Source organism: Cocleimonas flava (genome assembly GCF_004339015.1).
GTDB lineage: Bacteria > Pseudomonadota > Gammaproteobacteria > Thiotrichales > Thiotrichaceae > Cocleimonas > Cocleimonas flava.
Genome location: NZ_SMFQ01000003.1, coordinates 301191 through 317685 on the forward strand (window position 1 = coordinate 301191; position 16495 = coordinate 317685).

Genomic DNA, 16495 nt, shown 5'->3' on the forward strand with positions numbered 1-16495 from the left:
TTCTTACTTGAGTCGTAATGCATTTAACACAACCAATAGCGAACTCATAGACATACCAATTGCTGCCATCCAGGGTGTAATAAAACCCATGGCAGCAATGGGTACTGCAATAACATTATAGATAATCGCCCAACTAAAATTCTGATGGATAACGGTTTGCATACGCTTAGACAAGCTTATCGACGCAGGAATCTGATTCAGGTCCTCACTCAATAAAATCATATCTGCACTGGCTTGAGCCAGCTGCGAGCCTTTACCCATAGCAATAGACACATTAGCTGTGGCGAGCACTGGCGCATCATTCACGCCATCACCAACCATCGCTATCACTTCACCTTTTACTTGCAAGGCTTGCACATGATTGAGCTTATCAGCGGGTAGTAATTTCGCCTGATAGTTTTTTATACCGAGTGTTTCTGCCACTGATTTTACCGCGGCTTCATTGTCGCCGCTTATTAGACTCACATCGATGCCAGCTTGTAGTAATGATTGTATCGCAGACTTTGATTCTTCTCGTACCTCATCTTGCAGATGGAAAGCCGCCAACCAATGACCTTGCTTGCCTAAATAGACAGTAGAAATGGGAGTATCGATAACGTGATCTAACTTACTATCTTGCAAATCATGATTAGCTAACTGATTTACATAGTGATAAGACCCTAAGCGATACTCTTCACCTTGATGAAATCCAACCACACCCTTACCCGATACCGCAGACAAGTTTTCGAATACCTGATGGCTACTGCTCGTTTCTGAAAGTGCTTTCGCTAAGGGGTGTTCGGATGCCACTTCGAGTCCTGCCGCTAATTGTTTGCATCGTGTTTCATTACTCTCACCCAGAACATCAATACCAATGAGTTGATGTCTCCCATGTGTCAATGTGCCTGTTTTGTCGAAAATCACGTGTGTGACTTTACTTAGTGTTTCCAGTGCATGGCCGCGGGTGGTGAGCACGCCTTTTTGTGTCAGATTACCCGTTGTTGCCGTTAAAGCGGCTGGAGTCGCCAATGACAGAGCGCAAGGGCAAGTAATCACCAGTACAGATAAAGCTACCCAGAAGGCACGTGATGGATCTATAAACCACCATGCGATAAAAACCACTAAAGCGACAGCGAGTAATGCCAGCACAAACCAGGCGGCACCTTTATCGGCAAACTTTGCCAGATTAGGTTTTTCACTTTGGGCTCTATCCAATAAACGGATGATAGAAGACAGCATAGTGCTATCGCCCAACTTCATGACCTGCATGGTCAATGGGCTTTCTACATTCAGGGTACCACCGATAAGCTCATCACCGATCTGTTTTTGTAGTGGCATATTCTCGCCGGTGAGTAGCGATTCATTGACACTGCTCGACCCTTCGACGACTTTACCATCGGCTGGTATTGTCTCGCCGGGCTTAATAATCACTCTATCATCCAGTGATAATTCATTCGCAGCGATTACATTCTGGATTTCATTACCCTTTTCATCTTTTTCTAAACGGGTGGCTGTTTGTGGCAGCAATCTTACTAAGGCATCAGCCACCTGCCCGGCCTTGTGCCTAACTCCCATCTCAAAGAAGCGTCCCAGCAACAAAAAGAAGGTAAACATCACAACCGAATCAAAATACACTTCACCAGTATTAGTGACCGTAGCCCAGATACTTGCCAGATAGGCACTACCAATGGCAATGGACACAGGTACATCCATACCAAAATGACGTCTCTTTAGATCACGCCAGGCAGAGGTAAAAAACACCCGCGATGAATAAAAAACCACGGGTGTTGTAATGATCAAACTAATCCAGCGCAAGAAATGCAACATGGATTCAGACATGTCCGTGTCTTCACCAATATAAATAGCAATTGCCGGCATCATTACCTGCATCATTCCCATACCAGCAAGCGCAATGCGTCTTAGCGCAATGGATTTTTCTTTCTTCTGCAGAGTTTCCATGCGACCAGGATCAAAAGGATGTGCACTATAGCCAATATCAACAATCGCTTGTAAAACATCGCTGAGTTTAATTTGATCATTATTCCATTTTAGACTAGCCCGACTTGTTGAATAATTTATGCGGAACTCAATAACACCGGGTAACGCTAATACATGCTTTTCGTTTAACCAGACACAGGCGGCACAAACAATGCCTTCCAAAACAAGGGATGCTTCACGAATAGTGCCGTCTTCTGAATGCACAAAACTTTTTTGTAAGGACTCATTGTCGTAAACAACAAGTTCCTCTGGGATTAAATCTTCTGCTTTTTTGGAGTTAGTCGTACGGTGTTTGTAAAAATCTGTAAGACCGTTTTCTACGATGGCTTCAGCAACCGCTTTACAACCCGTGCAACACATTGGCTGTTGCTTATCGTTGATAACAACATAATAGGAAGAGCCATTTGGAACAGGGAGTCCACAGTGAAAACAATCTTGTGACATACGTGAGTGTGCTTATCCGTAATTGAGAGATTGTTGTGAGAATGAATTTAAAAAAGTGGCTATAAGTGGGGGAGTGGCTTTTCTATTTTTTATAAGCGCCACAAAGACCGATCGTAGATTGTTACAGGCTCGTTGATTTGCAATAGTCATGCTGGGCAGTATGTCCATTCCAGAGAATAAACACACCCCCCTACTTTGAAGCATTTTTTTAATAGTCTGCTTTTGTAACAAAGGGATCAAACTATTAACGTAAACGCTTTTGTTCCACATCTGGCTCACCTTCAGCACATTCCGGGGTGACAAGCTTACCATCATTTATATACGACACTTCAGTCTGCCCTTTGATCTCGTGAATGTCTTCCCCTTTAGTAACGAGGATTTTCATTGACCAACACCCTTTTAATGGCAAGGAAACAGGCACAGAGTATTTGCCTGCATTATTATCTTTATCCGTTTCAACTAGCTTAAATAGCTGGTCATAACTCATATCAGATGTGCGCCTAAATTCAGCTGTAACATCTGCATCACTTATTGCATTACCCGAACGGTCTTTAACGATCAAATTAAAATTGGTGCTGGTATTTAACATAGGAGACCTATCCCATCCACCCGATACTCTCCAACCCCTTTCACGCTGCTTTTGTAGTTGCAGCACATAAGTGTCAAAATTCTTTTCTTTGTTTTGTAGATCATTCGATACAGCACCCGTAAATTGAGAGCTGATGTTTGAGCCAATATCATCACTCGCTGCTTTAGGTAATAATATTTTTGCTAAACCGGTATCTAAACCACCTGTAGCTGAAGAGATAATAAAACTATCTACTGTGGCTAATAGAATAAAAAATACAATGATGATTCCTGGCGCCCAATGCATTCCACGTTTAATTTCTTCACCTTCTATCAAACGTCGTTCTTCATGAACTCCAGTAATGATACCGAGTCCATAAGGAATCATCATAAAGAAAGCAAAGTGAATCGCAAACACGTCGATGCCTACCCAATGCGTAACCGATAACGGCACATAGATTAATAGCATTAATGCAGCTGTTGCGAGCGCAGACATTTTTCCACCCCAGCGGATGACTTTGTAAAAAACAAAGAAAAGGAAAAATGCCAGTAGTGAACCAAAACCCAAGGTTACTACGAGATTGTAATTACTCATTAATTAGTACTCTATATTACATGCTTGCTTATTATCTAAATTGCCAGTCGAATAGCTATAAACCATACTATAAGCCGGAGTTACACTAAGGCGTTATAAATTGAGATTCTATATATATCGGTTCTTTAACTTCACCTGATTTAGGCGTAAGAACAAATTTAAATTCAGTATTATTGGTCAATGATTCACCTGGTTTTCTTCTGACCTTAACCATGACTCTTTGCTTTTCATCAGGCTTTAAAAATACTTCTTTAATCTGCCCCATATCTACTTCTGCACCTTCAAGACCTTTTAAACTCAGGCTAAAGCTTGCATCGTACATTGATTTATTATCTACCTTAAGTTCGTATCTATTCATAATACGTCCATCGGATAAAACAACATATAACGGGCTTCTAATTTGTCTTGCTGTACTTTCGACAATCTTTTTACCACTCATGCTCCACATCAAGAATGCTATTGCACCAATCATGGCTAAGCCATAACCGTAGGTTCTCAGCTTGAAGAAGTGTGTTTTACCGTGCTCTAGACCATTTTCAGATTCGTAACGAATCAGACCACGGTTCCAACCACGTGCATCCATTATCGAATCACAGGCATCAACACATAACCCGCATTGAATACAGGCGTATTGCATACCATCTCGGATATCGATACCCACTGGGCAGACCTGAACGCATAGGCCGCAATCTACGCAATCGCCCACACCCGCTTCTTTTCGAGCTTCCTGTGTCTTTAATGCTTTTACGGGTTTTGCTCGTCCGGCTGTGCCTTCGCCTCTTTCAGGATCGTAAGCAGGGACCAAAGTATCTTTGTCGATCATCACACTCTGAAAACGAGAGTATGGGCACACGTGCTGGCATACTTTCTCACGCATCAAACCAGCGGCAATATACGTTGTTGTCATTAAACCAAATGTAGTGAAATAAGCGACCGAAGAAGCTTGTCCCGTAAAGAATTTTACAATCAGATCAGGTGCATAACCCCAATAAAGAATAAAAGATAAGCCCGTCCAGAATGCAAGAAATAACCATAGAAAATGCGTTGTACCTTTTTTAAGGATTTTCTCTCCATTCCAAGGTAACTTGTCTAAGCGTATGCGCTTCACCCTGTCACCCTGAATCATTTTTTCTATAGAGCGGAATGCATCTGTCCATAAAGTCTGGAAACAAAAGTAACCACAGAAAGCACGTCCAACTAATGCTGTTGAAAAAAACAATAAAACAGCGGCTAAAAATAACAGGGCTGCTAACCAGAAAATATCCTGTGCATGTACAACTAAACCAAAAATATAGAATTTTCTGGCTGTCATATCAAAAAGAACAGCTTGCGGATCACCTACAGGTCTCGACCACGGTATCCATGGCAAAATGAAATACACCAGATACGCCATATAGAGCGTTACAGATTTAAACAGTCTGAAACGACCTTTGATAGAACGTGGATGGATAGTCACAGATTCTGCAACTACCGGGATAGGAAAATCACTCATTATTATTATCCGCCATAATATTTAATAGGTTCTAACTTTTACCTAATACGTTATTTACAATTAAATACGGCCGGATAAACCGGCCGTAAATATTTAAAAAGTATGAGTCTTACCCCAAACTCTTACTAAGCCAAACTATTCAGAACTGAGTAATTTAATATAAGCAACTAACACTTTAATTTCATCATTACTTAAACGTGATTCCCAAGCAGGCATTTCACGTTGAATACCATTCGCTATAACATGCTCAACAGCAGTAATTTTAGCAGCCATATCTTTAGCACCAGGTACATCAGCTTGCGTCCAGATTTTGTCTGTCAGATTAGCTGAACCCAAAGCCTTCATACCAACACCCGTTGGCATATGACAACCTGAGCAACCTTTAGTCTCGAATATAACTTTACCTTTCGCGGCTAAGCCAGCATCTACCGGCTCACCAGATAAACTCAATACATAGTTAGCAGCTTCTGTGATTTCTTCAGGATTTAATAGGGTATTCTGAGCAGGCATATTACCTTTTCTGCCTTTACGAATAGTAGTTTCGATATCCGCACTATCGCTACCCCATAACCATGCATCATCGATGATATTTGGATAATGTCCGATAACACCTTGACCACCCGCCTGATGACAGGCTGCACAGTAATCACCGAAAATACCTTTACCATAAGCCAAAACGAAAGCACTTTGTTGAGGGTCTTTAGCAACCGTATCTAATGGTGTTGCGGCAACTTTTTTAACCATTTCCTGACGCTTCAACTCGTTAGGATCAGTTTGCATTTGAACAGCTAACAATGCACGTGTATTCCAGTGAGTCGTTACTTCTGGTCCTGCTGCTATGGTTCTTTTACCGTCTTCTATCTTGTCAGACTTGAACGTTAAAGTACTCGTACCAGGGATATATCCATCTTTCGCAAGACCTGTAGGCCAACTTGGGTAAATAACCCAATAAACGATTGTAAATATGATTGTTCCGTAGAACGCCCATAACCACCAACGTGGAAGTGGGTTATTAAACTCTTGAAGATCGTCGTCCCATACGTGGCCAGTTGTTTCCGCCCCTGTAATTGGATCTTTTGTTATCTTATGTTGCTCAGAGTTGTTATCAGACATAATTATTTTTCACCTGTACTTTTTTTACTTCCAGTTACGTTTTCCTGATGAATATCGTTATCATCATCGAGAAAAGGAATATTTCGATATTCTTCTAGGCGTGCACTGCGTTTTTTACTGCCATAGACATAAACTATGATCGCAGTGAAGGTAACAACAAATATCACAAGCGTTACACTCTTGTTATTTGCCATTACCATGAACCAATCGAAAATATCATTCATCATTTGATTATTACCTTATGTTACTTTGATATGTGAAGTTCTAGCGAAACTTCACAAACTCAGCTTCATCATGTTTGCTGAAATCAATCATCGTGCCTAGTATTTGCAAGTAAGCAACTAACGCATCCATTTCAGTCAAATTTTCAGGATCACCATCATAATTACCTAATTTAGCCTGAGCCTTTAAGTTAACTTCCGCCGCATTGATATCTAACTTCTTAGCGACTTCTTCACCGAATTTTTCTACATTTGCTTCAAATTCAATTTTAGATAATGAGTAAGGAACACCCACAGCTTTTAAAGCACGCATTTTACCCTGAACATCGGTGTAATCTAACTTATCAGTTAACCATGGGTAATTAGGCATGATTGACTCTGGAACAACCGAACGAGGTGCCATCAAATGCTTCGTATGCCAAGCACTTGAATACTTACCGCCAACACGAGCCAGATCAGGTCCTGTTCTCTTTGATCCCCACTGGAATGGATGATCGTACTGTGATTCAGCAGCTAATGAATAATGACCATAACGTAATGCTTCATCACGGAAAGGTCTGATCATTTGTGAATGACAGGTGTAACAACCTTCACGTGTATAAATATCACGACCAAGTTGCTCTAGAGGTGTGTAAGGACGAACAGCGTCTTTACCATCTTCATTTTTTACGTCTTCAACAGTACCTTCGATATAAAACAAAGGCACGATTTCAACTAATCCACCGATACTAATTGCTGCTAGTGTTAAAACTATTAACAACGCTGCATTAGTTTCAATACTTTCGTGTTTCATCATGGCTGTATCTCCTTAAGCCTTAGCAGCTGATGTTGCTTCATCAGTGACAGTGTTACGTTTAGCGATTGTCATCCATATGTTGTACGTCATGAAGAACATACCTGTAACGATAAACATACCTGCTATCGCTCTTGCTACTAATGGACCATGCATGAATACAACAGTTTCAATAAAGCTATAAGCAAGGTTTCCGTATTCATCAAACGCTCTAAGCATTAGACCCTGGCCGATACCAGATACCCATAGAGCTGTGATATATAAAAGAATACCAATAGTCGTTAAGAAGAAATGTATGTAGACAAGTTTAAGACTATAAATAGTTGTATTCCAAAGTTTCGGAATCATGTGGTAGAAAGAACCGAATGTAACCATTGCAACCCAGCCTAATGCACCCGAGTGAACGTGACCTACAGTCCAGTCAGTGTAATGAGATAGTGCGTTTACACTCTTAAGAGACATCATCGGTCCTTCAAACGTAGACATACCGTAGAAAGATAATGAAGTAATCAAGAACATCATAATAGGATCAGAACGTAACTTATCCCAGGCACCAGATAGAGTCATGATACCGTTGATCATACCGCCCCATGAAGGCATCAATAGCATGATTGAGAAAGTTGCAGCTAGAGTAGAAGTCCAGTCAGGAATTGCAGTCCAATGTAAATGGTGAGTACCTACCCACATGTACATGAAGCTTAATGCCCAGAAGTGAATAATCGATAAACGATAAGAATATACCGGACGCCCAGCCTGCTTAGGAACAAAGTAATACATCATACCGAGGAAAGCAGCTGTTAAGAAGAAACCTACCGCGTTGTGCCCATACCACCACTGTGTCATCGCATCTTGAGCACCAGAGAATAAGCTATAAGACTTAACGCCAAAGAAGCTAACAGGTACAGCAAGATTATTGAAGATATGAAGCAGTGCAACGGCAAGAATAAAACTGATAAAGAACCAGTTTGCAACATAGATGTGAGGCTGATTACGTTTTAACAGAGTCATTGTGTAGATAACTAGGTAAACAACCCATACAACAGCGATCAATAGATCAACGTACCACTCTGGCTCAGCATATTCACGACCTTGCGTGATACCGAATAGGTAACCGACACCAGCGATTGCAATAGCCAGGTTCCAGCCCCAGAAGGTAAAATCGGCTAATTTACCGCCCCATAAAGGCGTTTGACAGGTGCGCTGTACAATATAATACGAAGTCGCAAATAATGCGTTACCACCAAAACCAAAAATAACACCACTTGTGTGCAATGGTCTTAAACGGCCAAACGTGATTTGTGCGATATCGAAATTCAGAAAAGGCCAAGCCAATTCAGAGGCAATATAAGTTCCCGCAGACATACCAGCGATGCCCCAGAATATTGCCATCAGAGCGAATTTCTTCACTATGTCATAATTATACTTTTCTAGATAAGTCGCCTCAACGCTTGAAGCATTTGAAATGCCTATCCCCGCGCCGTCTATAGCTGCACTTTGCGCCATCATTCACCCTCAATGTAAATTTAAATATTCTATAAATTAATACTAATAATTAAGTATATTAGTACCTGCTAATAGGTTGCCGCGAGAATACAACAAAACTTTCAAAAATGAAAATAATAAACCAAGATTCTTCAGCCTAAAAAGCATTATATAGATTTGATTTGAAACTAAATTGATATAGGTCAAAATCGCAGACTCTAAATAATTCAGCAACATAAAATCTATGTACAAAACGCTCATTATAGCGATTACAAGAGGATAAAAAGCAACGAAAAACCTTTTAATTTTCAAAAGGCGACCATATCTTAGCTACATACGTCATAATGTTACTTGCAATTGGTATTAAATAACGTATAAAACGCAATCCAATCACGACCATACAAGTCTAATGAATAAAATATCACAAATACAAGAGATTCTTCAAAAACGCATCCTGATTCTTGACGGTGCAATGGGCACTATGATCCAGCGCCGCAAGCTTGAAGAGGCAGACTACCGTGGCGAAAGATTTTCTAATTACCACATGGATATTAAAGGTAATAATGATCTTTTGGCCATTACGCAGCCTCAGATTATTGGTGAAATTCACGAAGAATATCTTGAGGCTGGCGCCGATATCATTGAAACGAATACGTTCAATGCGACACGTGTCAGTATGGCCGATTATGAAATGGAAAATCTTGCTTATGAACTAAACGTTGCAGGAGCAAAAGTGGCACGCGAAGCCGCTGATAAATTTTCCACCCCTGAGAAACCAAGATTTGTTGCTGGGGTTTTAGGTCCAACCAGTAAAACCTGTAGCATGTCTCCTGATGTGAATGACCCAGGTTTCAGAGCCATCAGTTTTGATGATTTGGTAGAAGATTATATGTCGTCTACCAGAGGTCTCATTGAAGGTGGCGCCGATATCATTTTAATTGAGACCATTTTTGATACGTTAAATGCAAAAGCAGCAATATTTGCCGTTGAAAGCGTATTTGAAGAAGACTTCGCCGAAGATCAGGCTAAACTGCCGGTGATGATTTCCGGAACGATAACAGATGCTTCGGGTAGAACATTATCAGGTCAAACCACAGAAGCTTTTTATAACTCATTGAAACACGCCAAGCCGATTTCTATAGGACTAAACTGTGCACTTGGTCCAGATGCCTTGCGTCAATATGTACAAGAACTTTCACGTATCAGTGAAACCTATGTATCTGCACACCCTAACGCTGGTTTACCCAATGAATTTGGTGAATATGATTTAGAACCAGAACAAATGTCTGAACACATTGAAGAATGGGCTGAAAGTGGCTTTCTTAATATTGTCGGTGGTTGTTGTGGCTCAAGCCCTCAACACATTAAAGCTATTGCTGATGCCGTTGAAAACAAAGCTCCTCGCGTAATTCCTGATATCCCCGTTGAATGTCGACTATCTGGCTTAGAGCCTTTCAATATTGGTAGTGATAGCTTATTTGTTAATGTGGGCGAAAGAACTAACGTAACTGGCTCTGCTAGATTTAAGCGTCTCATAAAAGACGGTGATTATGATACCGCCCTTGAAGTTGCTAAAGAACAAGTAGAAAACGGTGCTCAAATTATTGATATCAACATGGATGAAGGCATGTTGGAATCAAAAGAAGCCATGGTACGTTTTCTCAATTTAATTGCAGCTGAACCGGATATTGCCCGCGTTCCTATTATGGTAGATTCATCTAAATGGGAAATTATTGAAGCTGGCCTTAAATGTATTCAAGGTAAAGCCATTGTAAATTCGATTTCACTCAAAGAAGGTGAAGAAAACTTTTTACATCAAGCCAAATTAATTAAACGTTATGGCGCTGCAGCCGTGGTGATGGCCTTTGATGAAGACGGTCAGGCAGACACATACGAACGTAAAGTAGAAATTTGTACTCGTGCTTATAACGTTTTGGTAGATCAAGCTGGATTCCCACCTGAAGATATTATCTTTGACCCTAATATCTTTGCTATCGCAACAGGTATCGAAGAGCATAATAACTATGGGCTCGATTTTATTAAAGCCACGAAAGCGATCAAAGATACTCTTCCGCATGCCATGATATCGGGTGGTGTGTCTAATGTATCATTCTCATTCAGAGGGAATAACCCTGTACGTGAAGCGATTCATTCCGTGTTCCTCTATCATGCCATTAAAAACGGTATGGATATGGGTATCGTTAATGCAGGTCAGCTAGAAGTCTATGATAATTTACCCAAAGAATTACGCGATGTCGTTGAAGATGTGGTACTCAACAAATATCCGGAAGCGACTGAAAAACTGATAGATATTGCTCCTAATTACGTCGGTGATGGCACTCAAAAAGAAAACAAACAGGATCTGGAATGGCGCACCTGGCCTGTTGGCAAACGCTTAGAACATGCATTAGTTAAAGGCATAGATGCCTTTGTTGATGCCGATACTGAAGAAGCTCTAGCGGAATTAAAGCGCCCTATTCACGTTATCGAAGGTCCACTGATGGACGGCATGAATGTCGTCGGCGATTTATTCGGTGATGGCAAAATGTTTTTACCTCAGGTGGTAAAATCAGCTCGTGTAATGAAAAAGTCAGTTGCCTGGTTAGAACCTTATCTATTAGCTGAAAAAGAAGGCAACGAAGTTAGTACCAACGGCAAAATCCTAATGGCTACGGTAAAAGGCGATGTTCATGATATCGGTAAAAATATCGTAGGTATCGTGCTGCAATGTAATAGCTATGAAGTGCTTGATCTAGGTGTAATGGTGCCAGCGGAAACCATTTTACAAACTGCCCGCGATGAAAACTGCGACATAATTGGCTTATCTGGACTAATAACCCCATCACTTGATGAAATGGTGAATGTTGCAAAAGAGATGGAACGTCAGGATTTCAAACTGCCGCTTATGATAGGTGGCGCTACAACATCTAAAATACATACAGCAGTAAAGATTGATCCTCAATTTGGTGGTTCTATAGTATATGTACCTGATGCTTCTCGAGCAGTAGGTGTTGCTGGCAAATTAATGTCACCAGAAAGCAAACAAGCTTTTCATCAGGAAATGAAAGACGAATACGATGCAATGCGTGTTAAACGCGCGGCAAATCAGCGCGAGAAAAAGTCAGCTACGCTAGTGCAAGCACGATCAAACAAAGTTGATATTGACTGGGCATCTTACACACCACCTAAACCTGCTATTTTTGATGGCAAGATCGATGATCCTTTAATAGCTGGTGATTATACTTTTGAACAACTGGATAACGGTGGCGTTTTACTGCAGTTTAATGACTATCCACTTGATAATCTGGCTGAAATTTTTGATTGGACGCCGTTCTTTAGATCATGGGAATTAGCTGGCAGATACCCTTCAATTTTAACCGACAAGGTTGTTGGAGAAGAGGCAACCCGATTACTAGGTGATGCTAGAGAAATGTTAGACAGCATTATCAAAGAAAAATGGCTAACAGGAAAAGCCGTACTTGGCTTCTTCCCTGCTAACAGCGATGGTGTCGATGATATTAATTTATACACAGATGAAGACCGTAAAACCTCTCACACAACTCTGCACAACATCCGCCAACAGATGGACAGAAACAATCAGCAACCTAACTTCTGCCTAACAGACTTCATTGCACCTGCAGATACTAACAAAGCCGACTGGATTGGCTCATTTGCGGTAACCACTGGTTTTGGTATTGAAGAACATATTGAACGCTTTAGAAAAGATCATGATGATTACAACGCGATTCTTCTTGAAGCACTCGCAGATAGATTCGCAGAAGCACTTGCGGAAAAAATGCATGAGTTAACGCGTAAAGTATTCTGGGGATACGCAGCTGATGAAGATCTGGATAACGAGGAAGTTATCAAAGAGAAATACCAAGGTATACGTCCGGCTCCAGGCTATCCTGCCTGTCCGGAGCATACTGAAAAAGGAACACTTTGGGAGTTATTACAACCCGAAGACAGGATTGGTTTAAAAATCACTGAATCTTATGCGATGTGGCCTGCTGCTGCAGTATCAGGTTTCTACTATTCTCATCCGGATTCTCGTTACTTCGGCACAGGTAAAATTCAACCAGATCAGGTAGACGACTACGCTAAACGTAAGGGCTGGACGATGAAGCAGGCAGAAAAATGGCTTGGACCTGTTTTGGCATACGATGCTTAAACAGTTTCAATTTACTGTCCGGATTTGATAATCAGAATGACCAAATAAAATTAAAAAGGCACCCCCCTACTTTGGGGGGATTTTTTTCTGAGCGATAATGCCAATCAAGTGCTTATTGCTAAATACACTCGATGAGCTGTTATTTCAGCCGTCATTAAAGAAATGATTTAACACTCTTATACTACCACCTAATACTTTGCCTTAACGTCTTAGCAATGCGATCCATCTCCAGACGCTCAAAATACTTGTGAGTGAAGCAGCGATATAAGTAAATGCTGCGGCTTTTAAGATTGAGTTAACTGCAGCGTGATCTTGTTCACGTATATAACCCTCTTTAAGAATTGGCATCGCTTTACCAAAGCTCGCATCCCATTCTACTGGTAATGTCACCAAGTGAACGACTGACGAACCTGCAATACTAAGTAATCCGGTAGCAATAAATACAAAACCCGCCAATGGACTTTTGGTAAGAATTACAACAATCGGCATGACCATCATTATGACTGAGCCAAACTTTTGTAGCTTAATTGACGATTTCACCAAGGTTGAACGCAATGCTAATTTCGTCTCATTACGATCATCCTGAATAGCATGACCTACCTCATGCGCTGCGACAGCAACAGCAGTTAGTGATTTTTTATTATAATTACTGGGTGAAAGCCTAACCATTTTACTTTCAGAATCATAATGATCATTACCCTCTTCTGTTTCTTCAACCCCAACATGTGACATTTCGAAACGTTTTAAAAGGTGAATTGCAAGCTCGCCACCAGTACCATCGATATGATCTTGTTCATTTGAATAACGCTGAAATATGCGTTTGGCCCACCACTGTGGAACATAAATAATAAATACAATAAAGATGACTAAAAGTAGAATATGCATCCTCTAATTGTACATGCATGAGATAGTTTACTTAAACGATTTAAAATTTACGGTAGGCTAGTTTGAATACTTTTAAGGAGATACTTTTTTAAAAACACACAATGAATTACGTACGTGTTTCTCTATAGAGGTTCGAGCAATTAGGCTTTTACAATTTCCCAAAGTGTATTAATAGACAACATTTTGGTTATCGAACCCAGATTATGAAAGCTAACTATGAATATACTGTTCCAGCTGCCCTATTATCGTTTCTTGTTCAGCAATAACTTCTTTGACTAAATCACCAATTGAAATAATCCCAATTAAATCATTATTTGAATCTATTACTGGTAGATGACGAATTCGCTTATCTGTCATGATAGCCATTCCTTCTGATACAGTCTTTTGTGGCTCAATCACCGCAACTTCAGACGACATTACTTCGCCGACTTTAGTCTTATTCGTATCAAGATCATTCAACAGTACTCTGCGGGTGAAATCCTGTTCTGTAATGACTCCTACAATGTCGCTTTCTTGCAAAACAATCAAAGCACCACACTTCATTTTTGCCATTTCTTTAACAGCATCGATGACGCAAGTTTCAGGTGTTGTTACATATACCTGGTTACCTTTGACGTCGAGAATTTGATTTATCGTTTTCATCAGAAGTCCTATTCCAGAGCAACTAAAAAGCATTAGATTTTTTGTAAGCTACCTTTAAACATAGTACAAATTGATTGGATTAACACGCTACACTATTTGTTTCATGATTTGTTTCATAACTTGTTAAAACGATTTCTCTTTTAAAGTGATGCTTCATAACGCAAAAACCCAGTCTATTTAATGAGACTTTATGCTCATTAAATAGACTGGGTTTTTAGTTCAGTAAAACACTACTTACTGAAGACTTATCCACTAAGTTTGTACTTTTTATTGCTTGTATTTACACGCTGACATGAAATTCCTGATGTTCTTGCATTTCTTGTAAACTGGCTTTTATCTGCTCTTGTTTTATTTCAAGCTCACGGATTTCTTGTCTTTTTGACTGTTGATTTTCTTCAATCTTCTTCAACGCTTCTTGTTTCATCGATTGCTGCTCTTCCAGCTCTCTAATTTCACGTTGCTTTACGACTTCAACCTCAGTCTTCTTTTGACCCAGTTCGATTAGTTCTTGTTTTACAGCTCGCAGCTCTTCTTTGCGTAATTGCTGTTGTTGCTCAAGTATATTTAATTCTTTTTGCTTCTCTCTTTGAACTTCAGCTTTATGTTCGTCAAGTTTTTGCTGTCTTTGCGACTCAAGCTCACTCTGCTCTAATTTAATATTCTTTTGCTCTTCGATATTTTCAAGATCTTTATTTTTACCATCTTTTTGTGATTCTAGATCAGCAATATCCTGCTCTACCAATGCAACCTGATCCTTTAGTTTTTGTAAATCTTTTTGGCGAAGATCAAGATGCTTATCTATTTGCTTAATGTCTTCAAGCTTATTTGTTTTTTGTTCATCTAATTGAGCTATCTGCTGTTTTTCAAATAGAACACTTTGCTCTTTTTTCTTTTCTAGCTTTTGATCTACCATTTCTAGTTGATCAAGCTCTTGCATCTTCCTGTGAGCCTGCTCATCAAGCTTTGCTAGTTCTTTTTCTTTAAGTTCTTTCGCTTCGAGTTTTCTGGTTTCTAACTCAGTGTGTTCACGTTGATCAATCTCCATTTCCTGATGCTTAAGCGCATAATACTGCTCAAGTTGCTGGATACTTTGTTGAGTTAACTTTTGACGCTCTTTAAATTGATTCAACTCCAGTTGTGTTAATTCAATTTCTTGATCTAACTGCTTAATATCTTGTTGCTTTAACAGCTGTCTTTGTTGATTAGGATTATTGCTATTATTTGATGACATAAAGCTTTGAACGGGAGCATTTTGATTATGATCTTCGTTTGTGGACGTCTCAGAATGCATTTCTGACACTGCTTCTTTAGTTAATTTGTCTACATCATGATTTAGCTGGGTGTTAGATGTATAAATCGGACCTTCAGATTCGGCTGGATTTTCTAATTCAGCTTTTATTTCTTCAACTTCTTGATGTTCACTATCTTCTAGATTTGAATCATCTTGATTGTTAATTTCTACATTGTCTGTGAAATCGATAGATTGATTATCGGTTTCTTTTTTATTTTCAGTATTTTCGAGGACGATTTCAGATTTATTGTCAGAACTTTGATCCGACTCATTTGTTTTTATTGTTTTGTCTTTTAATTCTGATTCCTTGCTCATTTCTTCTGACTCTTTTTCTTCTTCTACTTCTTCATCAAGCAGCATATCCTCAAAATCAGAGACGATCATCTCGTCCAATTCTGCATGAACATCAGAAAGAAGTTTTTGATAATCATTTGAATGCATTTCTAAATCATTAAATCGCTCAATTAATTCAGCGCGTGTTTTAGGGTTATACATACGCATCGATTCATAATACAAAACGCTATAAGCCTTATGGAATTTTGTGTGAATATCGTTAATGTCTTTATACCAGCCAAACTTTCTAAGCCTAGTGCCATTTGAATTAAACCAAAGATGGAACTCACAATCATCGCAATTCAGTGGCGCTTGAGCAGTTTCAAGATTTAATCCATCGATAAGAATTTGTCCGTGCTTAATCCAGACGACATGCGTATCAATTGCATTTTTGATAATACTGATGACTTTTTCTTTTTTCATTGTTAACCCGACAACTCGATTATTTTTATTAAATTATGATTCGATGTGCAATATAGCTATATTAAT

Annotated in this window: 11 protein-coding genes; 1 reads left to right on the plus strand and 10 read right to left on the minus strand. The window is 39.7% G+C overall.

All coding sequences use genetic code 11. From position 1 onward, the window contains the following. Positions 1-3: 3 nt before the first annotated feature. From EV695_RS07420 to ccoN, 7 genes are all read right to left on the minus strand, one after another. Positions 4-2421, minus strand: a complete 2418-nt coding sequence (locus EV695_RS07420) for a heavy metal translocating P-type ATPase (RefSeq protein WP_131905317.1) — start codon at positions 2419-2421, stop codon at positions 4-6. Between the two features lie 244 nt (positions 2422-2665). After that, a complete protein-coding gene (locus tag EV695_RS07425) occupies positions 2666-3583 on the minus strand; it encodes a FixH family protein (protein ID WP_131905318.1) in 918 nt (305 codons plus the stop codon). An 85-nt stretch (positions 3584-3668) separates the two neighbouring features. Then, positions 3669-5075 carry a cytochrome c oxidase accessory protein CcoG gene (ccoG, locus tag EV695_RS07430; protein WP_131905319.1) on the minus strand — a complete coding sequence of 469 codons (1407 nt, stop codon included), beginning with the start codon at positions 5073-5075 and terminating at the stop codon, positions 3669-3671. A 135-nt stretch (positions 5076-5210) separates the two neighbouring features. After that, the gene (locus EV695_RS07435) at positions 5211-6188 is read right to left on the minus strand and encodes a c-type cytochrome (RefSeq protein ID WP_131905320.1); all 978 of its coding nucleotides are present in this window, start codon (positions 6186-6188) and stop codon (positions 5211-5213) included. Between the two features lie 2 nt (positions 6189-6190). Continuing rightward, positions 6191-6415 carry a cbb3-type cytochrome oxidase subunit 3 gene (locus EV695_RS07440; RefSeq protein ID WP_131905321.1) on the minus strand — a complete coding sequence of 75 codons (225 nt, stop codon included), beginning with the start codon at positions 6413-6415 and terminating at the stop codon, positions 6191-6193. A gap of 37 nt (positions 6416-6452) precedes the next feature. After that, the gene (ccoO, locus tag EV695_RS07445; RefSeq protein ID WP_243651526.1) at positions 6453-7205 is read right to left on the minus strand and encodes a cytochrome-c oxidase, cbb3-type subunit II; all 753 of its coding nucleotides are present in this window, start codon (positions 7203-7205) and stop codon (positions 6453-6455) included. A 12-nt stretch (positions 7206-7217) separates the two neighbouring features. Then, positions 7218-8708, minus strand: a complete 1491-nt coding sequence (gene ccoN, locus EV695_RS07450) for a cytochrome-c oxidase, cbb3-type subunit I (RefSeq protein WP_279388034.1) — start codon at positions 8706-8708, stop codon at positions 7218-7220. A 385-nt stretch (positions 8709-9093) separates the two neighbouring features. Between ccoN and metH the strand changes: the two genes are divergently transcribed. Beyond that, on the plus strand, positions 9094-12855 hold the full coding sequence (gene metH, locus EV695_RS07455) for a methionine synthase (RefSeq protein WP_131905322.1): 3762 nt from the start codon (positions 9094-9096) through the stop codon (positions 12853-12855). Between the two features lie 201 nt (positions 12856-13056). Here the strand turns inward: metH and EV695_RS07460 are convergent, their stop codons facing one another. From EV695_RS07460 to EV695_RS07470, 3 genes are all read right to left on the minus strand, one after another. Then, a complete protein-coding gene (locus tag EV695_RS07460; protein ID WP_131905323.1) occupies positions 13057-13740 on the minus strand; it encodes a zinc metallopeptidase in 684 nt (227 codons plus the stop codon). A gap of 210 nt (positions 13741-13950) precedes the next feature. After that, positions 13951-14382, minus strand: coding sequence for a CBS domain-containing protein (locus EV695_RS07465; protein ID WP_131905324.1), 432 nt, complete (start codon positions 14380-14382; stop codon positions 13951-13953). A 280-nt stretch (positions 14383-14662) separates the two neighbouring features. Next, complete coding sequence (locus tag EV695_RS07470; RefSeq protein ID WP_131905325.1) at positions 14663-16429, minus strand: CZB domain-containing protein; 1767 nt, start codon at positions 16427-16429, stop codon at positions 14663-14665. Positions 16430-16495 lie beyond the last annotated feature (66 nt).

Bases quoted from the DNA above. Each gene is read 5' to 3' on its own strand.
- EV695_RS07460 (WP_131905323.1), bottom strand. From the start codon at position 13,740: ATGCATATTCTACTTTTAGTCATCTTTATTGTATTTATTATTTATGTT.
- EV695_RS07425 (WP_131905318.1), bottom strand. From the start codon at position 3,583: ATGAGTAATTACAATCTCGTAGTAACCTTGGGTTTTGGTTCACTACTG.
- EV695_RS07470 (WP_131905325.1), bottom strand. From the start codon at position 16,429: ATGAAAAAAGAAAAAGTCATCAGTATTATCAAAAATGCAATTGATACG.
- ccoO (WP_243651526.1), bottom strand. From the start codon at position 7,205: ATGATGAAACACGAAAGTATTGAAACTAATGCAGCGTTGTTAATAGTT.
- EV695_RS07440 (WP_131905321.1), bottom strand. From the start codon at position 6,415: ATGATGAATGATATTTTCGATTGGTTCATGGTAATGGCAAATAACAAG.
- ccoN (WP_279388034.1), bottom strand. From the start codon at position 8,708: ATGATGGCGCAAAGTGCAGCTATAGACGGCGCGGGGATAGGCATTTCA.
- metH (WP_131905322.1), top strand. From the start codon at position 9,094: ATGAATAAAATATCACAAATACAAGAGATTCTTCAAAAACGCATCCTG.
- EV695_RS07420 (WP_131905317.1), bottom strand. From the start codon at position 2,421: ATGTCACAAGATTGTTTTCACTGTGGACTCCCTGTTCCAAATGGCTCT.
- EV695_RS07435 (WP_131905320.1), bottom strand. From the start codon at position 6,188: ATGTCTGATAACAACTCTGAGCAACATAAGATAACAAAAGATCCAATT.
- EV695_RS07465 (WP_131905324.1), bottom strand. From the start codon at position 14,382: ATGAAAACGATAAATCAAATTCTCGACGTCAAAGGTAACCAGGTATAT.
- ccoG (WP_131905319.1), bottom strand. From the start codon at position 5,075: ATGAGTGATTTTCCTATCCCGGTAGTTGCAGAATCTGTGACTATCCAT.